Origin of the sequence: Nonomuraea sp. 3N208, assembly GCF_052245935.1 — a bacterium.
In the GTDB taxonomy this organism is placed as follows: domain Bacteria; phylum Actinomycetota; class Actinomycetes; order Streptosporangiales; family Streptosporangiaceae; genus Nonomuraea.
This window is the reverse complement of the sequence record NZ_JBQQBR010000026.1, coordinates 65,342-90,380: the sequence shown is the minus strand read 5'-3', so window position 1 is coordinate 90,380 and position 25,039 is coordinate 65,342. Positions and strand designations below refer to the sequence as shown.

At 69.2% G+C, this 25,039-nt stretch carries 19 protein-coding genes; 13 read left to right on the top strand and 6 right to left on the bottom strand.

Translation table 11 applies throughout. From position 1 onward, the window contains the following. Window positions 1–2: 2 nt before the first annotated feature. Genes ACTWPT_RS34800 through ACTWPT_RS34780 form a run of 5 tightly spaced genes read right to left on the bottom strand, consistent with a single transcriptional unit; the run spans window position 3 to window position 7,493 of the window. Complete coding sequence (locus tag ACTWPT_RS34800) at window positions 3–1,304, bottom strand: glycoside hydrolase 5 family protein (protein ID WP_443181750.1); 1,302 nt, start codon at window positions 1,302–1,304, stop codon at window positions 3–5. 1 nt (window position 1,305) lies between these two features. After that, window positions 1,306–2,154: a carbohydrate ABC transporter permease gene (locus ACTWPT_RS34795; protein WP_443181749.1), complete on the bottom strand. Its 849-nt coding sequence runs from the start codon at window positions 2,152–2,154 to the stop codon at window positions 1,306–1,308. Beyond that, complete coding sequence (locus tag ACTWPT_RS34790) at window positions 2,154–3,107, bottom strand: carbohydrate ABC transporter permease (RefSeq protein ID WP_443181748.1); 954 nt, start codon at window positions 3,105–3,107, stop codon at window positions 2,154–2,156. Before ACTWPT_RS34790 ends, ACTWPT_RS34795 begins: the two co-directional genes overlap by 1 nt. Continuing rightward, the gene (locus tag ACTWPT_RS34785; RefSeq protein WP_443181747.1) at window positions 3,104–4,393 is read right to left on the bottom strand and encodes an ABC transporter substrate-binding protein; all 1,290 of its coding nucleotides are present in this window, start codon (window positions 4,391–4,393) and stop codon (window positions 3,104–3,106) included. Before ACTWPT_RS34785 ends, ACTWPT_RS34790 begins: the two co-directional genes overlap by 4 nt. Before the next feature lie 34 nt (window positions 4,394–4,427). Beyond that, entirely contained in the window at window positions 4,428–7,493 is a 3,066-nt protein-coding gene (locus ACTWPT_RS34780) for an alpha-mannosidase (protein WP_443181746.1), read from the bottom strand. A 162-nt stretch (window positions 7,494–7,655) separates the two neighbouring features. Here ACTWPT_RS34780 and ACTWPT_RS34775 point away from each other — a divergent pair, with 162 nt between their 5' ends. Next, a complete protein-coding gene (locus ACTWPT_RS34775) occupies window positions 7,656–8,762 on the top strand; it encodes a LacI family DNA-binding transcriptional regulator (protein WP_443181745.1) in 1,107 nt (368 codons plus the stop codon). A 34-nt stretch (window positions 8,763–8,796) separates the two neighbouring features. Next, a complete protein-coding gene (locus tag ACTWPT_RS34770) occupies window positions 8,797–10,767 on the top strand; it encodes a beta-N-acetylhexosaminidase family protein (RefSeq protein ID WP_443181744.1) in 1,971 nt (656 codons plus the stop codon). Here ACTWPT_RS34770 and ACTWPT_RS34765 read toward each other — a convergent pair. After that, window positions 10,764–12,560, bottom strand: coding sequence for a glycoside hydrolase family 35 protein (locus ACTWPT_RS34765; RefSeq protein ID WP_443181743.1), 1,797 nt, complete (start codon window positions 12,558–12,560; stop codon window positions 10,764–10,766). The genes ACTWPT_RS34770 and ACTWPT_RS34765 overlap by 4 nt on opposite strands. 90 nt (window positions 12,561–12,650) lie before the next feature. Between ACTWPT_RS34765 and ACTWPT_RS34760 the strand changes: the two genes are divergently transcribed. The 11 genes from ACTWPT_RS34760 to ACTWPT_RS34710 all read left to right on the top strand — a co-directional run bounded on the left by ACTWPT_RS34760 (window position 12,651) and on the right by ACTWPT_RS34710 (window position 25,030). After that, on the top strand, window positions 12,651–13,667 hold the full coding sequence (locus tag ACTWPT_RS34760) for a LacI family DNA-binding transcriptional regulator (protein WP_443181742.1): 1,017 nt from the start codon (window positions 12,651–12,653) through the stop codon (window positions 13,665–13,667). 136 nt (window positions 13,668–13,803) lie between these two features. After that, window positions 13,804–15,135 (top strand): carbohydrate ABC transporter substrate-binding protein, encoded by a 1,332-nt coding sequence (locus tag ACTWPT_RS34755; protein ID WP_443181741.1) that lies wholly within the window; start codon window positions 13,804–13,806, stop codon window positions 15,133–15,135. Between the two features lies 1 nt (window position 15,136). Next, window positions 15,137–16,054: a carbohydrate ABC transporter permease gene (locus ACTWPT_RS34750; protein ID WP_443181740.1), complete on the top strand. Its 918-nt coding sequence runs from the start codon at window positions 15,137–15,139 to the stop codon at window positions 16,052–16,054. An 11-nt stretch (window positions 16,055–16,065) separates the two neighbouring features. Then, the gene (locus tag ACTWPT_RS34745; protein ID WP_443181739.1) at window positions 16,066–16,923 is read left to right on the top strand and encodes a carbohydrate ABC transporter permease; all 858 of its coding nucleotides are present in this window, start codon (window positions 16,066–16,068) and stop codon (window positions 16,921–16,923) included. 12 nt (window positions 16,924–16,935) lie between these two features. Beyond that, on the top strand, window positions 16,936–17,115 hold the full coding sequence (locus tag ACTWPT_RS34740) for a DUF6903 family protein (RefSeq protein WP_443181738.1): 180 nt from the start codon (window positions 16,936–16,938) through the stop codon (window positions 17,113–17,115). Beyond that, the gene (locus ACTWPT_RS34735; protein ID WP_443181737.1) at window positions 17,112–18,572 is read left to right on the top strand and encodes an alpha-L-fucosidase; all 1,461 of its coding nucleotides are present in this window, start codon (window positions 17,112–17,114) and stop codon (window positions 18,570–18,572) included. Before ACTWPT_RS34740 ends, ACTWPT_RS34735 begins: the two co-directional genes overlap by 4 nt. Beyond that, window positions 18,569–19,624 carry a hypothetical protein gene (locus ACTWPT_RS34730; protein ID WP_443181736.1) on the top strand — a complete coding sequence of 352 codons (1,056 nt, stop codon included), beginning with the start codon at window positions 18,569–18,571 and terminating at the stop codon, window positions 19,622–19,624. Before ACTWPT_RS34735 ends, ACTWPT_RS34730 begins: the two co-directional genes overlap by 4 nt. After that, complete coding sequence (locus tag ACTWPT_RS34725; RefSeq protein ID WP_443181735.1) at window positions 19,621–21,966, top strand: discoidin domain-containing protein; 2,346 nt, start codon at window positions 19,621–19,623, stop codon at window positions 21,964–21,966. Before ACTWPT_RS34730 ends, ACTWPT_RS34725 begins: the two co-directional genes overlap by 4 nt. 449 nt (window positions 21,967–22,415) lie before the next feature. Continuing rightward, window positions 22,416–23,807: an APC family permease gene (locus ACTWPT_RS34720; protein WP_443181734.1), complete on the top strand. Its 1,392-nt coding sequence runs from the start codon at window positions 22,416–22,418 to the stop codon at window positions 23,805–23,807. Window positions 23,808–24,089: 282 nt separating this feature from the next. Continuing rightward, complete coding sequence (locus ACTWPT_RS34715; protein ID WP_443181733.1) at window positions 24,090–24,278, top strand: CbtB domain-containing protein; 189 nt, start codon at window positions 24,090–24,092, stop codon at window positions 24,276–24,278. Window positions 24,279–24,286: 8 nt separating this feature from the next. Beyond that, a complete protein-coding gene (locus ACTWPT_RS34710; protein ID WP_443181732.1) occupies window positions 24,287–25,030 on the top strand; it encodes a CbtA family protein in 744 nt (247 codons plus the stop codon). Window positions 25,031–25,039: the final 9 nt, after the last annotated feature.

Here is a 25,039-nt window from a genome sequence, read left to right as displayed (position 1 = left end):
TCTCAGCGTTCGGCATGTGCGGCCATCCGCTCGAGCACCTCCGCGTCGGCGACCGAGCTGTAGAAGGTGCGGCCCGTCGGCTCGGCGCGGACGAGCCGTTCGATGCCGCGGGCGCGCAGCGCCGCCGGGTCACCCGCGGTCGCGGAGGTGACCAGGGTGGGGCGGGCTCCGGCGCGGGCGCGGCGCATCCAGGTCTCGAAGACGCCGCCGCCGGGAGAGAGCTCCGCCCGGGACGTGGGGACGTCCTCGGAGTCGACCGGGACGACGACGGCCTCCCGCCGTGGGGAGGGCCGCGGCCGGTGCCGCAGCTCCGCGGCCAGTTCGGCGAAGCGCCGGCCGATCGGCTTGACCGTGGCGTCGGCCCCGATCAGGCCGAGGCTGTGTTCCAGGTCGGGGAAGTCGGCCAGCCGGCGTTCCACGTCGTGCGAGCACCACCACGTGATGCCCCACAGGGCATCGCTGTCGGCCGCCGCCCGCACGGTCCCCTCGCAGAATCCGGGCGCCTGGTCCTCGGTGAGGTGGTTCAGCGGCGCGCCGACCTCCTGTAGCCACACCGGACGTGCCGGGTCGAGGGCGAAGGCGCGCGACAGCTCGATGAGGTACGCGGCGTGGCTGACGCTTTCGTACGACATCGCGCCGTACCCCTGCGCGGTGCCGTTGAAGATCCACGAGTGGATCACGCTCATATCGCCGTGCCGGGAGGAGTGCGCGGGGGTGAAGGGGTGGCCGTCGGCGTACCAGACGGCATCGTATTCGGCGTTGAGCCGGAAATGGCGCCGGTCGCGCGGGCCTTCGCCGTGCAAGGCCCGCAGCCAGGCCGTCACCTGCTGGGGCGTGGCCGCCATCGGGGCCGGGTGGAGGGCGGAGGTGAACTGGTTGACCTCGTTGCCGAGGGTCAGGCCGAGGAAGTTGGGCAGGTCGTGCAGGTGCTCGTCGAGCGCCTCGACCAGAGCGGCCTGCGCGGCGACCGCGTCGGGGTCGGTGAACATGCTGCGCCGGTGCCAGTCCGTCAGCCAGCTCGGCACGAAGTCGAAGCCCGACAGGTGTCCCTGCAGGACATCGACGCCGGCGTCGAGACCTGCTTCGCCGGCGATCTCCACGACGTGACGCACGTCGTCGAGGGCGCGGCGGCGGATCAGCGTCCGGTTCGGCTGCAGGACCGGCCACAACGGCAGGACGCGGACGTGATCCAGGCCGAGGCCGGCCAGGGCCTTCATGTCGCGCCGGGTGGCCGTCCAGTCCGGGTCCAGCCAGGAGTAGAACCAATCATGGGAAGGCGTGTAGTTGACCCCGAATCTCAGCATTTCACCCTTTCAAGCCTCCCGCTTCGAGCCCGCGGAAGAAGTAGCGCTGCAAGACGGCGAAGAACGCGACGATGGGAATCAAGGCGATGATCGTGCCGGCCGCGATGAGGCGCGGATCGTCGTAGAAGGTGCCGTGCAGGCGGTTGAGCCCTACGGTGAGGGTGTAGTTGGCCTCGTCGGACAGCACGATCAGGGGCCACAGGAAGTCGTTCCACGAGCCGACGAACGCGAAGATCGCCACGACCGTGATGACGCCCTTGACCTGGGGGACAGAGACGCGGATGAACCGCTGCCAGGCGTTGGCGCCGTCGACGATGGCCGCCTCCTCGAACTCGGCGGGCAGGTTGCGGAAGGCGTTGCGCATGAGCAGGACGTTCAGCGCGGCCACGATCGTCGGCAGCACGACGCCCACCAGGGTGTTGGCCAGGCCGGCCGCCCGGACCAGCAGGAACTGGGAGATCAGCACGGTTTCCGCCGGGACGAGAAGGGCTGCGACGCAGATCCCCGCCGCCACCCCTCTGCCGCGGAAGCGAAGCTTGCCCAGCGCGTAGCCGGCGCAGGTGGCGCCCACGACGTTGCCGGAGACGGCCATGGCGGCCACGATCAGGGAGTTGACCAGGTAGTCGGGCACCGGGACGCGGTCGAGTACCGTCGTGAAGTTCCCCAGCGTGGGATGGCCGGGGATCAGCTCGGGTGGCCGCGTGTACAGCGCGTCACCGGCGCCCTTGAGCGAGAGCGAGATCTGCCACAGCAGGGGGCCGGCCAGCAGCACGGCCATCAGCAGCAGGATCAAGTAGCGCACGACGAGACCCGGGCGGCTGGTTCGTGCGGCCGGACCGGAGACGGACATCAGGACGTCCTCTGCTTGCGTTGCAGGATGAGCTGCGCGATGAGCAGCCCGCCGAGGATGACGAACATGACCAGGCTGATCGCGCCCGCATAGCCGGTACGCGCTTGCAGGCCGGTGCCTTCGCGCTGGATGAGCATGGTCATCGTGAGGTCGCCGCCGCCCACGCCGCCTGTTCCGTTCGTGAGGACGTAGATCTCGCCGAACACCCGGAAGGCCGCCACCGAGGACAGGACCCCGATGAGCCCCATCGTCGACCGCACTCCGGGAACGGTGACGTGGAAGAACGTCCGCACGGGGCCCGCACCGTCCATGGCCGCCGCGTCGTACAGGCTCGGATCGATGTTGGCCAGCGCGGCCAGGTAGATGACCATGTAGTAGCCCAGGCCCATCCACACGGTGACGAACATCGCGCTGAACAGCAGCAGCCAGCGGTCGGTGAGGAAGGGCACGGGCTCGGTGACCACTTTCAGCGTGCCGAGCAGCTCGTTCACCAGGCCGCGCTTGTCGAGCATGTTCGTCCAGATGAGGCCGACGATGACCGGCGACATGATCACTGGCAGGTACATGGTGGTGCGGAAGAACCCCATCAGCCGCCCGGCGCCGCTCAGCAGCGAGGCCAGCACGAGCGGCAGCGCGACCATGAGCGGCACCACGCAGACCGTGTAGAGCGTGGAGTTCAGCAGCGCGGTGCCGAACCGCTCGTCGGCGAACATCCGCCGGAAGTTGTCCCACCCGGTGAACTCCCCGCCCCTCAGCAGGGTGGAGTCCGTGAACGACAGCCGCAGCGTGTTCAGGAACGGCACCAGGACCAGGAGCACGATGACGGCCAGCGCCGGCAGCAGGAACAGCCATGGGGTCAGGCGCCACCGATGGGTGGCCGGGACCGTTTCCTCGCGGTGGAGCCGGCGCCGGCCCCACCGCAAGGAGATCTTGTGCTGGGCGGAGACCGTCATCCGTGCGCGGCCAGCCGGTCGTTGGAGTACTTGACCGACTCGTCCAGCGCTTGCTGCACCGTCTTCTTGCCGAGCAGCGCCTGGGCGATCTGCTCGCGCAGCGTCTCGGCGTCGGCCGAGCCGGAGAACGCGGGCGGCCACCACACGACCGCCTTCTTGACCTGGGCGGCGCTTTCCAGCCGCACCTTCGTGGCGGGGTCGCCGTCGTCCTTGGTGAAGTACTCGTCGTCCATCGACCCGGCCGACGAGGGGAACACCGAAGCCTTCTTGGCGAAGGCGAGCTGGTTGGCGGCGTTGGTCACGTACTTGGCGAAGGCCATGGCCAGCGGCTGGTTCTCAGTGGTGGCGTTCACGACGAGCGACTCGATGTACATGTTGGGCGCGGCCGTGCTGATCCGCGGCCCGATCCCCAGCGACTTGTAGATGTCGGGCGCGGTGTCCTTCAGGTCGTTCAGGGTGTAGGAGCTGCCCGACAGGTACGCCAGCCGGCCGGCCTTGAACTCCTCCACTTCCTTGGTCTGGAGGTTGTTCAGCGACTCTTGGGTCAGGCCCTTGCTGGCGTACAGCTTCCTGAAGCGCTCGACGAACTCCACGCCCTTGGGGTCGTTGTAGGTGAACTTCTTGCCTGTGGCGTCCATGAGCGGGACGCCGTACTCGCCGAAGTTCTCGATGGCCGGCATCCTGACGATCATCGAGACGTCCGAGCAGTTCTTGGCTATGGTCTCGGCCTGGCTGAAGAGCTCGTCGTAGGTGGCGGGCAGCTTGTCGGGGTCCAGCCCACACTTCTCGAACAGCGCCTTGTTGAAGAACGAGGGCCCGGTGTTCAGGTACCAGGGGTAGCCATAGGTTCCACCGCCCAGGCCGCTGAACGTCATCGCTTCCCACGCCTTGTCCAGGTACAGGCTCTTGGCCTGGGGGTCGGCCTTGGCGATGTCGAGCAGGACCCCCGCCTGGCCCAGGGTGTAGGCGGCCTCGGGTCCCATGTCCACGACGTCGGGGAGCGCCCCCGCGGCCGCGTCGGCCGACAGCTTGTCCTGGTAGCCCTCGGCGGGCTGGTCCACCCAGGTGATCTTCGTTCCCGGGTTGGCCTTCTCGAAGGCCGCGATCAGCTCATTGAAGTAGGACGTGAACTTCTCGTTCTTCAGGTTCCACGTCTGGAACTTGATCGATCCCGACAGTGACCCGCCCGAGGCCTGCGGCGTCGTGTCGCCACCGCACCCGGACAACAGCAGCGATCCCAGGGCCAGCCCCGCGATCAGGGCCCGGCCTTTCCCGATAGTCGTCATCGGATGTCCTCCTTGATGCGTTGTGCGTGGCAGGTCACGGGGCGATCCGCAGTGTCGCCACCTGGAAGGGGCCGAGATCCAGACGGGCCTCGCTCACGGGACGGCGCGAGCCCGGCGGCCCCACGGCCACGGGTAGGTCCTCGTCGCCGCCGATCTCCCGTTCGAGCAGGTCGGTCTCCCACAGGACGGCTCCGGAGCCGAGTTCCTCGCTGCAGTGCAGCCGGGCGGTCGCCCGGCCTCCCTGCGTCTCGTACACCCGTACGACGAGATCCCCGGAGCCGTCGTCGGCTTGCTTCACCCAGTCGACGATCGCGTGCCCGGTCAGGACCTCCAGCCGCACCAGCGGCGCCACCTGCGGGAGGCCGGCGAGGTCGGGGGTGTTGAACGCGTAGGCGGCCTCGACCGCGGCGGGAACGTCCGCGCCGGGCAGCACTGCCCAGCGGGACGTATGCGTGCCCTCGTCGGCGCGGGGATCGGGGAAGCGCGCGCCGCGGAGCAGGGACAGCCGGACGACGGTGGAGTCGCCGTCCGCTCGGGCGTCGGCTCCGTACATCGAGTCGTTGACGATCGCCAGGCCGAAGTCACCGTCGGCCACCTGCACGTAGCGGTGCATCGCGGCTTCGAACATCGCCTCCTCGGCCGCGGTGTTCGTGAGCAGCGGCCGTTCGACGTACCCGTACTGGGTCTCGAATCGCGCGGTGCGCGCCATGATCCGCGCCGGGACGGCGACCTTCAGCAGGCGTTCGCGTTCCTGCCAGTCGACGACGCACTCGGTCTCGAACCGCCCGGTGCCGGCTCGCAGCCACATGGACAGGGTGATCGTCGACGTGCCGACCCGGCGGACCACCTCGACGCCGGCGTCACGCCCGCCGCGGATCACCCTCCGGCTCGTCACCTCGTCGATCACCTGGGGGTGGCGGAGCACGTGCCGGTCCACGTCCCAGGCATCCCAGCGCACCGGCTCGTCGCGGAAGATCTGGAGCTCGTTGAGTCGCCTGCCGGGTGGGACCACCTCCCGGCCGCTGCGGAGGTCGAGGAGTGAGGTGACGTGGCCGTCGTCGCCGATCACGACGCGGAGCAGGCCGTCATCCAGTACGGTGCCGTCGCCGTCGGTGACCTCGACGGCGGCCGCAGGCGGCTTCGCCACGGTGAACGGAGGCAGCACACCACCGGCAGGATCGGCCTGCTCACCGCCCAGTGCGGCGCCGGCCACCTTGATCAGTTCGTGCAGCCTTTCCTCGATCGCCCGATAGGTGTCGCGGGCCTCGCGGTGCACCCAGGCGATCGAGGTGCCCGGGAGGATGTCGTGGAACTGGTGCAGCAGCACGGTGCGCCAGATCTCGTCGAGGTCCTCGCGCGGATAGGGTGCGCCGCGCAGGACGCTCGCCGCCGTGCTGAGGTATTCCGCCGCCCGCAGCAGCGACTCGCAGCGCCGGTTGTGCCGCTTCATGGCCGCCTGCGAGGTCAGGGTGCCCCGGTGCAGCTCCAGGTAGAGCTCGCCGCGGTAGACCGGTTGCAGAGATCCGGCGTCCAGCAGTTCGGCCTCCGCCTCCTCGAAGAACTCCGCCGGAGATCTGGAGGTCACGCGTGGCGCCCCTTCCAGGTCGGCGAAGCGGCGCAGCCGCTCGGCCATCTCCCTGGTGGGTCCGCCGCCTCCGTCGCCGTACCCGTAGGGCAGCAGCGAGTGGGACGCGATCGCCTTGTCCTTGAATGTGGCGACGGCGTGGCGGAGCTCGCGGGCGGTCACCTCGGCGGCGTACGTCTCCGCGGGCGGGAAGTGAGTGAAGATCCGCGTGCCGTCGATGCCCTCCCACCAGAACGAGTGGTGCGGGAAGACCGTGGTGTCGTTCCAGGAGATCTTCTGTGTCAGGAACCAGCGAGACCCGGCCCGGCGGGCCAGCTGCGGCAGGACGCCCGAGTAGCCGAAGGAGTCGGGCAGCCACATCTCGCGCGGTTCCCGGCCGAAGCGGCTGATGAAGTATCTCTTGCCGTAGGTCAGCTGGCGCACCATCGATTCGCCGGTGGGGATGACGCCGTCCGCCTCGACCCACATGCCTCCGACCGGTACGAACCGCCCTTGTTCGACGTGGCGTCGTACCCGGGCGAACAGCTCGGGATAGTGCTCTTCGAGCCAGCTGAAGTGTTGTGCCGACGACATCGCGTACACCAGTGCGGGGTCGGCGTCGAGCAGGGCGAGCGCGTTGGAGACCGTGCGGGCGAGCTTGCGTACCGTCTCGCGCAGCGGCCACAGCCACGCCGTGTCCATGTGCGCGTGCCCGACGGCGGTGATCCGGTGGGCGCTGGCGTGCGCGGGCGCGGCCAGGAGCGGAGCGAGGATCGCGCGCGCCCGACGGGCGGCGGCCTCGGCGTCCGCCTCGTCGTAGACGTCCAGGGCCTCCTCGATCGCCCGCAGCAGCCGCCAGTGACGCGGCTCGTCGGCGCTCAGCTCGGCGGCCAGTCCGCCGAGCACGTCCAGGTCATTGCACAGGGCGTGGATCTCGGGCGAGAACGTGGCGATCTCCGCGCGACGCAGCCTGAACTGCTCGAACGGCTCCTCCGCCCCCTTCTCCCCGTGCTCGGTGACGACGAACGGCGGCAACCCGAGCAACAGAGGGTTCGCCGCCGCCTCGACGTAGAGCAGGAACGCGCCGTCGGCATCGAGCAGACCGGGGACGGCTCCGTCGCCCTTTAACCGGACGTCGGACTGGCGAGGGTGCAGACCTTTGACGATCGCGCCGTCCGGGGTGAAGATCAGGCCCTCGCAGTGACCGCCCACGGAGTGGTCGAACCAGCCCAGGTCGAGCACGAGGTCGATCGGCCCCGGCTGCTGCGGGCTGACCTTGCCCCGAATCCGGAACCACGTCGTGGACCAGGCCTTCCCCCAGGCGGCGCCGAGCGGGAAGTGGCTGTAGCCGGGGGCGGTGCGGCCGGTGTCGCGGGCGAGCCCGAGGGCATGCCGGGCGCTCACCGGCTCCCCGTCGTCCGCGACCGTCCACGCCTCGACCTCTACGCCTCCCAGCCGGGTGTGCATCCGGGGCAGGATCCGTTCTCGTTTGACGCGGGCGAGCCGTTCAAGCGTGCGGCTGAGGTGGTTGTGCATCTCGTACCTCTCCGTAGCGGAGATATGACAATATGCCTGATACGTTTTAGTTGCCCTAGGATGACCGCAGACTAATACGTTTTAGTTCGCATGGTCACGCGGGAGGCTCATCTCGTTTGTATAACGACGGCCGCCCGTGGGCCGGACATCGATGGAGGAGCGATGCCGCCGAACGATGAGGTTCCGCCCCAGGACTCCGCCGCTTCACCTGGCTCTCCCGAGCCCTCCGACCCCTTGGCGGGCGCCGCACCTGGCCGCTTGCGGAGCACCGACATCGCGCGGTTGGCGGGCGTCTCCGTCTCGGCGGTGTCGCTGGCGTTCAACGCCCGCCCCGGCATCAGCGACGCGACCCGCAAACGCATCCTCGAAGTCGCCGAGGAGCTCAACTGGCGCCCGCACCGGGCCGCACGCGCACTCAAAGGGGCCAGCAACGACGTCGTCGGCATCGTCCTCGCACGTCCGGCCCGCACGCTGGGCGTCGAGCCGTTCTTCGCGCATGTCCTGTCCGGCCTGCAGTCCCGCCTGTCCAATGAGGGAATCGCCACGCAGATCCTCATCGTCGAGGACACCCAGGCGGAGGCGGCGGTCTACCGCCGCTGGGCCGCCGAGAACCGGATCGACGGGCTCGTGCTCTTCGACCTCGCGGTCGACGACGTCCGGCCGCAGCTCATCGCCGACCTCCGCGTCCCCGCCGTCATCCTGGGCGGGCATGGAGCCGCCTTGCCGCTGACCAGCGTCTGGGTCGACGACCACGCGGCGATGACCCGCATCCTTGCCTACCTCGCCGCGCTCGGCCACCGGATCATCGGCCACGTCAGCGGCGTCCCCTCCTACCAGCACACGCGACGCCGCCTCCAGGCCGTCGCCGACGCGCACGAAACACTCGGCCTCGACATCGTGAGCGTGGCGACCGACTACTCGGACACCCAAGGCGCCTCGGCCACGCGCCAACTGCTGGAGGCGAACCCTCGATGCACGGCGATCATCTACGACAGTGACGTCATGGCGGCGGCAGGACTGGGCGTGGCCACCGAGATGGGCGTCCGGGTCCCGGGCGACGTCTCCATCGTGTCCTTCGACGACTCCATCCTCACCCAGCTGCCGCATCCCCCGATCACCGCCCTGACCCGCGACACGTACGCGCTCGGCACGCTCACCGCGACCGAGCTGCTCCACGTGATCGCCGAGCGTCCGGAGCCCCGCGCGGTGCAGGCTCCCACGCCCGAGCTCGTGCTACGCGCCAGCACCGCCCCTCCAGCCGAACCCTGATCACCTTCCCCGGCAGAGACGAGTGGAGAGATTCGTGAGAAGACGCAAGATCACCCCCACAACATGCCTTGCGCTGGCCGCGACCCTGTGTGCCGGAGTACTCCTGCCCATCCCCGCAGCCCATTCCGCTCCTGATCCGAACGGCTCATTACCCTCCGTGTCGCCGGCTCCGCAGTCGCTGACCGGCATCGGTGCCGCCGCCGTCGTCACCAGCCGGGTGCTCGTGCTCGCCGACGACCAGACCGACCCCGCCGCGCGCGACCGCCTCGTCGGGGAACTCAAGGCGCACGGCGCCGATCAGGTGGACGTCGTCACCCCTGACAGGGTCCCCGCAGCCGCGCCCGGCCTGCTCACGGTGCGCCTCGGCCCGGCGACACGGCCGGACATCGCCCAGGCGCTCGGCGACACGGTCCTGCCTGGCGAGGCCGAGGGATACGCGTTACGGGTATCGGGCGACAAGCCGCGCCAGATCGCTCTCGGCGGCAAGGACGCCGCAGGCCAGTTCTACGCCGTGCAGACGCTGCGCCAGTTGTTCGTCCCGTCCGGCGACGGTTGGAAGGTGGCGGGGGTCCAGGTCAGCGACTTCCCGTCCATGCCGCTGCGTGGCACCATCGAAGGCTTCTACGGTGCGCCGTGGACACACGCCGAACGCCTCGACCAGATGGACTTCTACGGCGACGTCAAGGCCAACACCTACATCTACGCCCCCAAGGACGATCCCTACCACCGCGACAAGTGGCGTGACCCCTACCCCGCGGACAAACTCGCCGAGTTGGGTGAGCTGGTGGCACGGGCCAACGCGAACCATGTCCGCTTCACCTTCGCCCTCTCCCCCGGCGTGTCGATCTGCTACTCCGACCCTGCGGACCGCACCGTACTCAAGCAGAAGCTGCAGGCGCTCTACGACCTGGGCGCCAGGGCCTTCTCCATTCCGCTGGACGACATCAGCTACACCCGCTGGAACTGCGCGGCGGATGAGGCCGCGTACGGGGCGGCCGGACGCACCGCCGCGGCGAAGGCCCAGGTCGATCTGCTCAACGACGTGCAGCGGAGCTTCATCGCCGGCCGAGAAGGCGCCCAGCCGTTGCAGATGGTGCCCACCGAGTACGGCGATCTGACCGACACCACGTACAAGCAGACCATGCGGGAATCCCTCGATCCCGCGGTCGAGGTGATGTGGACCGGCACCGACACCGTGCCTCCAGAGATCACCAACGCGCAGGCCGAGAAGGCGGCGGAGCTGTTCGGGCGCAAGGTCTTCGTCTGGGACAACTACCCGGTCAACGACTACGGCGAGACCAGCGGCCGGCTGCTGCTGGCGCCCTACGACAAGCGGGAAAGCGGCCTGTCCGCGCACCTGTCCGGCATCGTGGCCAACCCGATGAACCAGCCGTACGCGAGCAAGGTCGCGGTCTTCGGCGCCGCGGACTTCACCTGGAACGACAAGGCGTACGACGCGAGGACGAGCTGGCCGCGCGCGATGGCCTATCTCGCCGGCGGCGACCAGGCGGCCATCGAGGCCCTGCTGGTCTTCGGCGACCTTCAGCACGTGGCCCCGACCTTCGGCGGCACGCCTTGGCAGCCCCAGGCACCCGAGCTCGCCGCGCGTACGGCCGCGTTCTGGCAGGCATGGGACGACGGGCGACCCGCCGAGGCGATCACCGCGCTGCGCCCGTACGCGAACGCCATCGCCACGGCGCCGGCCACCATCCGCGGCGGATCAGTGCAGAAGGGCTTCACCGATGACGCCGCATCCTGGCTGGACGCCACCGCGTTGTGGGGCCGGGCGATGGTGGTCATGCTCGACGCGCTCCACGCCCAGCAGGCCGGAGACGAGACCAAGGCCGGCGCGTTGCTCGCCGAGTCGCGTGAGCTGCAGCGGCAGGCCCAAGCCATCCGGGTGAGCCCGCCACGCAACCGCTGGGGCGCGGCCCAGCCCCGGGTCGGCGACGGGGTGCTCGACGTCTTCCTGGCCGAGGCCGACGCCAGGCTCAGCGCGAGTTAGCCGAACTCCTCGACGTACTCCTCGGAAGGTCCCAGCTCGAGTACCGTCACGACGTTCTCGCCCACACGCAGCAGCGGCGCCGGACAGTACAGCGTGACCTGCGGCCCGATCTCCCAGTAGCGGCCGAGCAGGAATCCGTTGACCCAGACGAGGCCACGGCTCGATCCCGGCAGGGCGAGGAAGGTGTCCGCGGGCGTGTCGACGTGCATCGTGGCGACGGCGAACCCGGCGTGCGTGGTCGCGGGGCCGGCGGCGACCGCGCGGGCCAGCTCCGCGTCAGACCACTCCTGCAGCGCGATCGGCGTGCTGTCCCAGCCCTGCACGCTCCGCCGGTCGACGAGGACGGGGCCGAGCAGGCCCTTGTGCCGGCCGATGCCCGGTCCGTAGTTCACCCTGCCGAGGTTCTCGACCAGGACCTCCAGGCGTACGACGTCGCCGGTTCCGCGTAGCGGGAGTTCCTGGTCACCGGAGTCGACGACGCCGAGGACCGTGTCGTCGCCGAAGACCAGGGCCCGGTCGCGTACGTCGGTGAGGACGAGCCGGTGCTCCCCCGCCGGGATGCGCGGGTGCGCGGTGTGCAGGACCATTCCCGCGTCGAGCCCGAGCTGCTCGAACGAGGCGGGGCGCGGGCCGGTCGAGGTGGGCGCCGGCACGGCGCGCAGCCCGGCGAGTAGGTCGGCGCGGTGGACGAGCGGGACGCGCGCCGGTGGCAGCGTCGGCATCCGAACGGGCATCCGCACGGGTCCGCGCGCGCCGAGCACCTCCCGCACGGCGAAGAACTTGGCGGTGAGCGTGCCGTCCTCGGCGACCGGCGCGTCTGAGTCGTAGCTGCTCACCGTGGGCTGCAACCGGCCCTCCTGCTCGTTGGCGCCCGCCCAGAGCCCGAAGTTGGTCCCGCCGTGCGCCATATAGATGCTGACGCTGCCGCCGTCGGCGATGATCTCTTCAAGGGCGTGTACGACGCTGTCCGCGCCGCGGACATGGTGCCGCTCGCCCCAGTGGTCGAACCAGCCGTTCCAGAACTCGGCGACGACGAACGGCTCGTCCGGTCGCCGCTCGGCGAGGAGCCGCCGGGCGACGTCGGGCTTGGAGCCCAGGGTGACGGCCGCGAGGGTGCCGGGCAGGGTGCCGCCGTCCTGCATCAGCTCAGTGGGTCCGTCGGCGGTGAACAACAGCTCGCGGATGCCGCGGACGGTCAGGGCCTCGCGATTCCATCGCAGGTAGGCATGGTCGTCGCCGAAGCTGCCGAATTCGTTCTCCACCTGCACCGCCACGACCGGTCCGCCCTCGGCGGCCTGGAGCGCGGCGATGCGCGGGATCAGCTCGTCGAACCAGCGGCCGACCGCGGCGGTGAACGCGGGGTCGGAGCTGCGGATCGTGACGTCGCGGCCGGTGAGCCAGCTCGGCAGGCCGCCGTTCGACCACTCCGCGCAGATGTACGGGCCGGGCCGGACGACGACGTCGAGGCCCTCCTCCCCCACCATGCGGATGAACCGCTCGACGTCCCGCCAGCCGTCGAAGCGTGGCACCCCGTCTTCGCGTGGCTGATGGAAGTTCCACGCCACGTAGGTGTCGACCGCGTTGAGCCCGAGGTCGGCGAGCCGGCGGATCCGGTCCCGCCAGAGATCGGGGTGCACGCGGAAGTAGTGCAGCCCTCCGGACAGGATGCGATGAGGGACGCCGTGCCGGTAGAGGCGGCGCCCGCGCCAGGTGAGCGCGGCGGCGCCGGCCGGCGCGTCGGTCGTGGTCGTCGTCGGGGCCGGCGAGGTGTCCGGCGCAGGCAGCTCGATCACCACGCGAGACTATGTTATCGATGCCATGTGTAACAAGGACGCTATGATTCAGCAGACGACAGGCGGCCCCGCCCGCGAGAGAGGAGCGCCATGACCAAGGCCACCGCGCGGCCCAGGAGGCAGCCGAGCATGGCTGACGTGGCCAGGACCGCCGGGGTGTCGGCGCAGACCGTCTCGCGCGCGCTCCGCGACTCTCCGAACGTCAACCCGGAGACGAGGAAACGCGTGCTGGCCGCCGTGGAGCAGCTCGGCTACCGGTTCAACAACGCCGCCAGGGTGCTCTCCTCCGGGCAGAGCCACACCATCGGGCTGGTGCTGCTGCAGTCCGGCGGTTACTACTCGCGCTCCGCGGTGACCGCCGGCGTCGAGGCGGCCGCGGGCGAGGCCGGATACGCGGTGAGCATCGCGACCATCGCCAGGCTCGACACCGGCATGATGGAGCGTTCCCTGTCCAAGCTCGCCGACCAGGGCGTGGACGGCATCGTCATCGCCGTGCCGCTCATTTCCGTCACGCAGAAGATGGAGGACATCACCCGGGACATCCCCACCGTCACTCTCGACGGCTCCCGCACCGCGAGCGCCCTTGTGCTCGGGATCGACCAGAAGGAGGCGGGCCGCCTCGCCACGCGGCACCTGCTCGACCTCGGGCATCGCCAGGTGTGGCACGTCTCGGGACCGGACGAGTGGATCGAGGCGCGCCAGCGGCGAGAGGGCTGGCAGGAGTGCCTGGCCGCGGCCGGGATCGAGGCGCCGCCCCCGCTGGAGGGCGACTGGTCGCCCGACTCCGGATACCGGCAGGGGCAGGTCCTCGCGATGATCCCGGACGTGACCGCCGTCTTCGCCGCCAGCGACGAGATGGCCTTCGGGGTGATCCGCGCCCTGCGCGAGCGCGGCCGGTCGGTGCCCGGCGACGTGTCCATCGTGAGCGTCGACGACATCGCCCTGGCGGCCTACTGCAGCCCACCACTGACCACCGTGCGGCAGGATTTCTACCGCTCCGGCGCGGCCGCCGTCGCCGTGCTGCTGCAGGGCGCCGACGCCGGAGAGTCCCTCGTCACGGCGTCGCTGTCGATACGCGACTCCACGGCGCCGCCGCGTCGTCCCTGAGCCCACGGGCCGCCCGGTTCGCAAAGTGCCTCTTGCGCCGCCCATGTTATCGATGCCACTGTAACAACGTCCGGACCCGGACTCCGGTCCTCCACCCCCCAGGTGGGCAGCTGTCCACGGGAAGGATCCCAGAACCATGAGGAGATCATTCGTCCTGGCGAGCGCCGCCGTCACGGTGCTCGGACTGCTCACCGGCTGCTCGGCCGGCGGAGAGGGCTCTAGCCCCAGTACCTCCGGCAAGACGACCCTGAGCGTCGCCGCCCTCGAAGGCGGATATGGGCGGGACATGTACACCGAGGTCATCCAGGCGTACGAGACCTCGCATCCCAACGTCGACGTCCAGTTGCAGATCTCGAAGAGCATCGAGGACGAGATCACCCCGAACATGAAGGCCGGGCGGTTCCCGGACGTCGTGGTGCTCGGTCAGGGCCGTAAGGCCGCGCTCACTGAGACGCTCATCAAGGACAAGGCCCTCGAGGACCTCACGCCCGTGCTGAAGGCGAAGGTGCCCGGCGAGGACAAGGCCGTCGGGGACAAGCTCATCCAGGGCATCGTCGGGAATCTCAACACCAACCCCTACGGCACGGACCAGACGTACCTGCTGCCGATGTACTACGCGCCGACCGGGCTCGTCTACAACAAGGGCCTGTTCGACCAGAAGGGCTGGAAGGTCCCGGCCACCTGGGACGAGATGTTCGCACTCGGTGAGACGGCCAAGAAGGAGAAGATCGCGCTGTTCACGTACCCGACCGCCGGGTACCTCGACTCGTTCTTCTTCGCGCTTCTCGCCGACATCGGCGGCGAGCAGTTCTACACCGACGTCATGACGTACAAGCAGGGCGTCTGGCAGACGCCGCAGGCCCGGCAGGTTCTCGACCTCACCACCCGGCTGCTGAAGTACGCCGCGCCGACCACGGTCGGCTACGCCAACGAACAGGACTTCACCAAGAACCAGCAGTCGCTCCTCGACAACAAGGCGCTGTTCATGCCGAACGGCACCTGGGTCGTCGGCGAGATGGCGGACGCCCCGCGCGCCGACGGCTTCCAGTGGGGGCTGACGCCGCTGCCGGCGGTCACCGCGGGCGGCAAGCGCTACATCACCACGTCGGTCGAGTCGGTCTGGATCCCCAGCGCGGCCAAGAACAAGGACGCGGCGAAGGAGTTCGTCGCGTACCTCTACTCCGACGAGGCGGCGAAGATCTTCGCCAAGTCGGACGCGATCCAGCCGATCCAGGGCATCACGAGCAGCCTGTCCGGGGAGAACGCCGAGTTCTACAAGGTCTACGAGGACCCGTCGGTCTCCGCGCTCGTCGGTGGGTTCGCGGGCACCGCGCCCGTCGCGGGCGTCGACATCAAGGCCACGCTCTTCGACACCGCCAACAGCATCATCAGCGGTGACAAGACCGAGGACCAGTGGCAGGCCGCGCTCAACGACGCCAGCGAGAAGCTGCGCCAGGCGGGCAGCTGACGTGCCCGGTGGCAGCCTGTCGAGCATCGGAGGGCGCCGGCGCGGCGACGGCCTCTTCGTGCTCGCCTGCCTCCTGCCCGCGCTCGTGCTCTTCGCGGTCTTCATGGTCGTCCCGACCGTGAACGTGTTCCGGATGTCCTTCTACACCTGGAGCGGGTTCTCCCCTGACATGCGTTTCGCCGGGCTCGGCAACTTCACCCGGCTCCTCGACGACGAGCAGTTCGTCCGGGCCTTCCAGAACACTGTCGCGCTCCTGGTCGTCGTGACCGTCGTGACGATGGGCCTGGGCCTCTTCCTCGCCGCGATCATGACCAGGCAGCGGTTGCGGGGGCGGACCCTCTTGCGGTTCGTCCTCTACGTCCCGAGCGTGCTGTCCGTGGTCGTGATCGCGGCGATCTTCTCCGCCGTCCTGGACCAGGAGAACGGCCTGCTCAACGGCACCCTGCGGCTGCTCTCGCTCGATGCCCTGCAGCAGGTCTGGCTCGGCGACCAGCAGCTCGTGCTCTGGTCCGTCGCGTTCGCGATGGTCTGGCAGTCACTCGGCTACTACATGGTCCTCTACATGTCCGGCATGGCGAGCATCCCGGAGGAGCTCTACGAGGCCTCCGCGCTCGACGGCGCGTCCGCCGGCCGGCAGTTCTTCGCCATCACGCTGCCGCTCATCTGGCAGAACCTCCGCACGACGCTGACGTTCTTCGTCATGAGCGCGGTCAACCTCAGCTTCGTCCTGGTCCGCGCGATGACCGGCGGCGGGCCCGACGGCTCCTCCGAGGTCCTGCTGAGTTACATGTACAAGCAGGCGTACACGAACTCGTCGTACGGCTACGGCATGGCCATCGGCGTCGTCATCTTCGCGTTCTCGTTCCTCGTCTCCCTCCTGGTGAGCCGCGCGACGCGGCGCGCGCCCCTGCAGTTCTGAGGACGGCCACCATGACCACCACCCGCCGGCTGCTGACCTACGTCCTCCTCACCGCGATCGCGCTCGCCATCGCCGTGCCGGTCGCCTGGGTGTTGTTCGCCTCGCTCAAACAGAAGAGCGAGTTCTTCGGCAGCCCCTGGGCGCTGCCGGAGGGCCTCCACCTCCAGAACTACGTCGACGCGTTCGTCACCGCCCGCATGGGCCAGTACTTCTTCACCTCGGTTCTCGTCACACTGCTCGGGCTGGTGTTCGTGCTGGCGGTCTCCGTGCCGGCGGCCTATGTCATCGCCCGGTACGAGTTCCGCGGCCGCGGCGTCGTGGAGGTCGCGCTGCTGGCCGGGTTGTTCGTCAACGTCAACTACATCGTCGTGCCGATCTTCCTCATGCTGGTCGGCTGGGACCGCGCGCTCGTCGATGTGCTCCCCGGTGGTTTCTTCATCGACAACCCCGGGGTCCTCTCGCTCGTCTACGCGGCCACGTCGATCCCGTTCACCATCTATCTGCTCACCGCGTACTTCCGGTCCATACCGGCCGAATACGAGGAGGCCGCCGCCCTGGACGGGGCGTCCCGCCTGCGGATCATGACCGGGGTGATGCTGCCGATGGCGCGGCCGGCGCTCACCACCGTGATCCTTTTCAACTTCCTGGCCTACTGGAACGACTTCATCATCGCGCTCACCCTGCTCCCCGGCGAGGGCAAGACGCTGCAGGTGGGCCTGCTCAACCTGATGACCGCGCAGAAGGCGGCGGCCGACTACGGGCGTCTCTACGCCGGCATGGTCATCGTCATCGTCCCCGTCCTCATCTTCTACGCGCTCATCCAGCGCCGGCTCATCGAAGGCATGGCCTCCGGCGGTGTGAAGGGCTGAAGGAGCCTGGTCATGAAGGAATCGACGCGCAGCGTGCTGCTCGTCACCGCCCGGACGCTCGTCGCGGCCGGCTGCGTCGCGCTCGTCGTCACCGCACGCGCGACGGTCGGGTGGGGCAGCCTGGGCATCATGCTCGCCGGGCTGGGCGGCCTGCTGGCCGTGCTCGCCTCGTACAACCGGCGGTTCCGGTGATCGCGGGGACGTCGGCCGGACGCGCGCTGGCCGCGGTCCGGCCGAGCGAACGGCAGCTCGCGTGGCAGGCGATGGAGTTCTACGGGTTCATCCACTTCGGCATGAACACGATGACGGACCGGGAGTGGGGCGAGGGGCACGACGACCCGGCGGCCTTCGACCCGGCCGGATTCGACGCCGACCAGTGGATCACGGCGCTCAAGGCCGCCGGGATGACCGGCGTGATCCTCACGTGCAAGCACCACGACGGCTTCTGCCTGTGGCCGAGCGGCGTCACGACGTACACGGTCGCCTCGTCGCCCTGGCGCGACGGCCAGGGTGACGTGGTCGCGGAGGTCGCCGGCGCGGCCCGGCGGCACGGCCTGCGGTTCGGGATCTACCTGTCGCCCTGGGACCGCACCGAGGCGTCCTACGGGAGCGGGACCGCGTACGACGACTTCTACGTCGCCCAGCTCACCGAGTTGCTCACCCGGTACGGTCCGGTGTTCTCGGTGTGGCTGGACGGCGCGAACGGCGAGGGCCCGAACGGCAAGCGCCAGGTGTACGACTGGGAGCGGTACTACGCGGTGGTCCGCGAGCTGCAGCCGGACGCGGTCATCAGCGTGTGCGGACCCGACGTCCGATGGTGTGGCAACGAGGCCGGGGACACCCGCCCCGACGAGTGGAGCGTGGTCCCCCGGGCCCTGCAGGACGCCGAGCGGATCGCGGACCGCTCGCAGCAGGCGGACGACGGCGCCTTCGCCCGGCTCGTCCGCAGCGACGACCGCGACCTCGGCAGCCGCGCCGCCCTGGCGGGACACTGCGAAGGGAGCGGAGCTCCCGAGCCGATAAGGGCAGACGACCTGGTCTGGTACCCGGCCGAGGTGAACACCTCGATCCGGCCCGGATGGTTCCACCACCCGGCCGAGGACGCCGCGGTCCGCTCCGCGGACGAGCTGTTCGGCATCTACCTGCGGGCCGTCGGCGGCAACTCCTGTTTCCTGCTCAACGTCCCGCCGGCCCGTGACGGGCGGCTGCGGGACATCGACGTGGCGGTGCTGGAGCAGCTCGGGCGGCGCATCGAGGACTTCCGGGCGCGGCGCGTCGAGGCGACCGCGACGGTGTCGTCCGGGAGCGCGGGCGACGTCGCGACCGCCTGGCCCGGTAGGGGGCGTACGCCGTGGCGGCCGGACGACGCGGACCCCCTGCCCGGCATACGGCTCGCGTTCGCCGGGCCCCGCCCGGTCGAGGCGGTCGTCGTGGGTGAGGACATCACGCAGGGGCAGCGCATCGAACACGTCGTCGTCCAGGGCCACCGGGACGGCCGATGGACGACGCTCACCGAGGCGAACGCGGTGGGTTACCAGCGCATCCTGACGTTCCCGCCGGCCGAGGTCGACGCCGTGCTGATCGAGGTGCCCCAGGCCCGGGACACACCCGTCATCGCCCGCGTGGCCGCGATCGAGGCGGCGTCATGAAGGGCGCAGTGAGGGAGCGCGCCGTACGCAAGGGCGCCGTGCGAAGACCGTCGCGCCGGGCCGTCGTCCTGGTGGCCGGCGTGGTGACCGCGCTCGCCGCTCTGCTGATCACCGGCGTGGTGCTCACCCAGCGCACCGACGAGGTGGCCTCCATCGACGGGTACGCCGTGACCCACGACGAGCTGCTCTTCCACATGCGGCGGCTCGCGCCCCAGGTCCAGAACGAGTTACGCGTCCGGGGCGCGAAGGCCGGCGACGAGACCGCGCTGCAGCGGCTCGCGGCCCGCGCGCTCGACGAGATCCGGCGGGACAAGACCACACTCGTCCTCGCGAAGGAGGAGGGCCTGATCGGCTCCGCCGGCCACGCGGACCTCCTCGCCGAACTGGCCGTCGAGAACGAGCGCCGCGCCGACGCCGTCGCCAGGGGCGAGGTCGTCTACGGCCTGGTGGAGTTCTCGCCCGAGGAGTACTACTCGCACCGGCTCACCGAGCTCACGACGGCACTGAAGCAGCGGCTCAGCAAGAAGGCGGACGGCCCGCTCAGGGTCACCGACGCCGACGTACGCCAGGCGTTCGACACCGACCGGGACGCCTGGAGCGCCAACGCGACGACCTACACGTACTCGAAGCTCGTGGTGCCGGTGCCCGAAGGCGCTTCCGCGGACTACACGGCCGGCCTCCAGCGGCGGGTGGCCGCGTCGGACCGGCTGGCGGAGATAGCGGACGGGGAGCCGGGCGCCAAGCTCACGACCGCCACACACCACGGCGGCGGCTCGGCCGTCCACGACCAAGACCTCATGGCGGTACTCGGCAAGCTCACCCCGGGCCAGATCTCCGCCCCCGTCCCGGGCACCGGCCAGATCACCTACTACGAACTCAACCGCAAGATCGTCGACGAGAACGCGGCATTCGCCGAGTACTCCCGACGCATCCGGCAGTCGCTCATCGAGGAGAAGTTCAACCAGTTCCTCCAGCGCCGAGTGGACAACAGCGACCTCAAGGTCGACACGGCGGCGGTGGACGCCATCAACACAGAGGATGTGCACCAGTGAAACCTGTCGGTACCGCACTCCCCGTCGCGCCGGCACGCCGGCGGCGCTCGGCGCGCGCGCTGCGCATGGGGCTCGCCGCCCTGCTCGCCGCGCTGCTCGCCGGTTCTCTCGCGCCCGCCGCACCCGCCGTCGCAGCCCCGGACCGCTCCCCCACCGCCGCCAAGCCGGACCTGCCGGGCAACGCACCGAACCCGACCGGCGGCACGGACTACTTCATCGACGCCAGGAACGGTCGCGACAGCGTGGCCGGAACCTCGCCGAAGACCGCCTGGCGCAGCCTGGCCAAGGCGAACGCGACGACGTTCAGGCCCGGCGACCGCATCCTGCTCAAGAGCGGCGAGCAGTGGCACGACCAGCAGTTATGGCCGAAGGGCTCGGGCAGTGCGGGCAAGCCGATCACCATCTCGGCGTACGGCGACCCAGCCGCCCGCAAGCCGTACATCGCGACGAACGGCAAGGTGCCGAGCCCCTTCCGCGCGGACGGCACGAAGAACCCCGACACGGTCGGTCTCACCGGGGCTATCGTCCTGCGCAACCAGCAGTACTTCGAGATCAACAACGTCGAGCTGTCCAACGACGACGACTTCGCCACCGACATCACCACCGGGCACTACGTTCGCGACGGCATCATGGTCTCCATCAACGCCGACCTCCTACCGGCCGGCGCGGACAGCATCATGGACCATTTCCGCATCTCGAACGTGTACGTGCACGATCTCGACGGCCCTAGCACGTGGCAGCGGATCCACTACGGCGGCGTCAACTTCCAGGTCTTCGGCAGCCGCAACTACAAGGAGTACGGCACCGGCGGCTACTACTTCAAGGACGTCCGGATCGAGGACAACACCTTCATGAAAGTCGAGCTGCACGCCGTGCAGTTCGCGTTCAACTGGTTCGCCGCCGACGGAGCCGACTCCGGCCAGTACGACGAGAGCGGGAAGTTCCACGAGGGCTGGGAACAGCTCTGGGTGCGCACCCGCGACCTGTACAGCCGTGACGTCTACATCGGCCACAACTACGCGGAAAGCGTCGGCCAGGGCGCGATCCAGCTGGCCAACACCAAGAACATGACGGTCGAGTACAACGAGGTCAACGGCTTCCTCGAGCGATATGACTCCGTGTCCGTCGCGCTCTATCTGTGGGCGGGCGCCGACTCGGTCATGCAGTACAACGAGGTCTACGGCGGCCCGGACAACGAGTTCGACGGCACCCCCTGGGACCTGGAGTACACGAACTTCAACGTCACGTACCAGTTCAACTACTCGCACGACAACGAGGCCGGCTGGATGTCGTACATGGGCAACAGCTCCAACTCTGTCGCCCGCTACAACCTGAGCGTCAACGACAACGGCGTGCTGGTGAAGAACATGTTGTCGTCGAACTACTCGCCGACCTACTTCACGAACAACACCTTCGTGTACGACGGCGCGGACCTCGACTACTTCCACGACGAGACGTTCCTGAGCAAGGTCTACTTCCTGAACAACATCTTCTACAACACCTCCACGACGAAGTCGACGCCGTGGTACCGCCGGACCGGCGCCCTGCGCCAAGCGGTGTTCTCGAACAACGACTATTACGAGGCGAGCGGCACCCACTCCAGTCAGGAACCGGCCGACCGGGCCGGGCTGCGGGTCGACCCGAAGTTCGTGGGCGACCCGGCGAAGTACGTCACCGGCGCGGGCGTGGACCGGATCCGGACGGCCGCTGCGCACTTCAGGCTGCGCGGGGACTCACCGCTCATCGACGCCGGCCGGTACAACCCCCACCTGGGCACGGAGGACTTCCTCGGCACGCACATCTACTACGGCAAGGCACCGGACATGGGCATCGCGGAGAGCCGGATCGGCGAGAAGGTCGCCAACCCGGTGGACGGCGACCCCATCGAGGACGATACGGACGACCGGGTCGACCTCGCCCTCGGCAAACCGGTCACCGCGAGCTCCACCCACCCCGGCGCGAACGGCACGCTCACCGCGGACAAGCTGACCGACGGCGACCCGGCGACCCGCTGGGCGGCGGCCGACGACGCGACCTACCCGATCACACTCGACATCGACTTCGGCGCGGACGCCACCTTCAGCGAGGTGTACCTCGACGAATACACCGATTCTGGCACCAACCCGCGGGTCCAGACGTTCGACCTGCAGCGATGGGACGCCGGGACCGGCGCTTGGGTGACCTTCGCCAGCCGTGCCGACGGCATCGGACATGACCTGACCGTGACCGGCTTCGGCAGCGTCACGACCTCCCGGCTCCGGGTGGCGCTCACCGGCCAGAAACCGACCGAGGTCTACACCCCGACGCTGACCGAGATCGCCGTCTACCGCACCGGCGAGTAGGCCGGGCCGGACGCGTGTAACGACCACCGGCGGGTGGACGCCCCGGCGTCCACCCGCCGTCCTGCATGCCGCCTCGATCTACGAAGAAGCGGCAGGGGGACTCATCTCCGGCCACGTCCACTCCCTTCGCGCCCACCTCAAGGCGTCACACGTCAGCTCAGCGTGACGAGGTGTTCACGAATGACTGTGCAGGATCGTAAAGTGTCAGAATGGGAGTCGAGATCACGTGCCCGCCATGGCGCGCCGGCGCCGGTCGGCCGAGCACGGCGCAGCGAGACAAGCCTGATCCGCGTCAGCGGGGCCCTGCCTCAGCCGAGCGGCACTCCTAGACCGGCCCGCGATGCCATGTGCCTGCGCCGCGATTGATCGGCCTTCCCGATGCGCGAGCGCCGGCCGCAATCCTCTGCCCATGCAGCCCCGCGGCTGATGCACGACAAGGAGCACCCCCTATGTCTCAGATCAGTCCCCCCAGTCCTACCGAAGCCGACGGCAGCGGCCAGCCCAGCCTGAAGCAGGTGATGGGCCCGGGGCTGCTGCTGCTGTTCATCATCGGCGACATTCTCGGGACCGGGATCTACGCGCTGACCGGTGAGGTCGCCGGCGAGGTGGGCGGCGCCGCCTGGCTGCCCTTCGCCATCGCCTTCGCGGTCGCGCTGATCACGGCGTGCTCCTACCTGGAGCTGGTCACGAAATATCCGGAAGCCGCGGGAGCCGCCCTGTACGTGCACAAGGCCTTCGGCAAGCACGTCCTGACCTTCCTGGTGTGCTTCGCCGTGATGTGCTCGGGCATCACCTCGGCATCTGCCGCCTCGCGGGCCTTCGCCGCCAACCTCGTCGCCGGTTTCGGCCTTGACGTCGGCAACGGCGTCATCCTGCTGATCGCCCTGGGCTTCATGCTCCTGGTGCTGGCCGTCAACCTCCGAGGCGTCGGCGAGAGCGTCAAGGTCAACGTCGTGCTCACCGCGGTCGAGCTCTCGGGCCTGCTGCTCGTCATCCTGATCAGCCTCTACTTCATCGCCGGCGGGAACGCGGACTTCTCCCGCGTCGTCGCCTTCGAGACCGCCGCCGACAAGAGCGTGTTCCTCGCGGTCAGCGCCGCGACGTCGCTGGCCTTCTTCGCCATGGTGGGCTTCGAGGACTCGGTCAACATGGCGGAGGAGACCAAGAATCCGACGCGGATCTTCCCCCGGATGATGTTCACCGGGCTCGGGATCACCGGGCTGATCTACATCCTCGTGTCCATCTGCGCCGTTGCCGTGGTCCCCGTCGGCCGGCTCGCCGAAAGCGAGACCCCGCTGTCGACGGTGGTGCAGACCGCGGCCCCAGGCTTCCCGATCTCCGACCTGTTGCCGTTCATCTCGATGTTCGCCGTCGCGAACTCGGCACTGATCAACATGCTGATGGCCAGCCGGCTCCTGTACGGGATGGGCAAGCGGGGCGTGCTGCCGTCCTTCCTGTCGAAGGTGCACCCCTCCCGGCGCACGCCACAGGCGGCGATCCTGTTCACCACCGTCATCGCCCTCGGGCTCATCACCTTCGTCTCGCTGAGCCCCGACAGTCCCGTCGTGGCGTTGCTGGGCGGGACGACGTCGCTGCTCCTGCTCGCGGTCTTCGCGCTCGTCAATGTGTCCGTTCTGGTGCTGCGCAGGGACGAGACGGGGGTCGAGCACTTCAACGCGGGCCGCGTCCTCCCCGTGCTGGGCACGATCACGTGCCTCTACCTGGTCCTGCCCTGGTCCTCCGGCCGTCCGGTAGGTCAATACCAAATCGCGGGCGCGCTGCTGGCTATCGGCGTGATCCTCTGGGTCATGACCTGGTGGTCCGGCAAGAGGACGAAGTAAGGTTTCCGCGAACCTGTAGTCGCGTCATCTCTGCTCAGGGCGGGAGGAGCGCGTGCGGGAGTGTCTTTCAGCGGGTACGCCACCTCGGCTGCGGCGTCGGCATCATTGACGCGTACAGGAGAAACAGATACGTTCTGGTGGATTTCACGATTGTCCAAGGGAAATCCGGTGAGATGCCGGTGCGGACGCGCCACTGTATCCGGGACGTAGATCCCGGGAGCCAGGTCGCTTGGACCTCCGTGACCTCATTGGTTGGGACGCGTCATCCCTGAGGAGGTTCGTATGAGTGGTCTGACCACTTCTTCTGTCATTCCGTTCCCCCGACTGCTGCTGTGGCTGCTCGCTGTGCCGGTGCTGCTGCTGATCGCGTACTTGGTGCTGATGGACAACGGGGCCATCTCGCAGACCGGGGCCTACCTGCACGAGCTCATGCACGACGGGCGCCACCTGCTCGGCGTGCCCTGCCACTAGGCGCCGGCATGGTACGCACCCTGCTGGTCAGGGGCCTGCTTCTGGGGCTGCTGGCCGGATTGATCGCGGGCGGCTTCGCCTTCGCCTTCGGGGAGCCGCAGGTGGACAGCGCGATCGCGCTGGAGGAAGCCCATGCCGCGCAGGAAGCGCCTGGCCATGATCACGGCGAGGAGGAGCTGGTCAGCAGGCCGGGCCAGAAGGCGGGGCTCTTCCTGGCCACGGGTCTGTACGGGCTGGCCGTGGGCGGGGTCTTCGCCCTCGTGTACGCGGGTTTGCGCGGGCGGGTCGGGCCTCGGTCGGAGGGCGGGCTGGCGCTCGCCGCCGCGGGGACCGCGTTCGTGGCGGTGATCCTGGTGCCGTTCGTGAAGTATCCGGCCAGCCCGCCGGCCGTGGGGAATCCGGAGACCGTTGACAGCCGCACGTTCCTCTACGTGGTGATGATCCTCGTGGGGCTGGCCGCCGTGGCGGTGGCGGTGGCGACGGCGCGCCGGGTCACCGCCGGGCCGTGGGCGCGGTGGGTCGCGGCTGTGGCGGCTTTCCTGGTTCCGGTGATCGCGGCGTGGGCGCTGTTGCCGACTGTGAACGAGGTGCCCGTGGGCTTTCCTGCCACGTTGTTGTGGCAGTTCAGGATCGCGTCTCTGGGGACGCAGCTCGTCTTCTGGACGGCCTTCGGCGTGCTGTTCGGGTGGGTGAGCGACCGGGCGGCGCGTCGTGCCGGGGTCGTTGCGGCGACCGCGACCCCGGCAGGCTGAGCTGAGCCG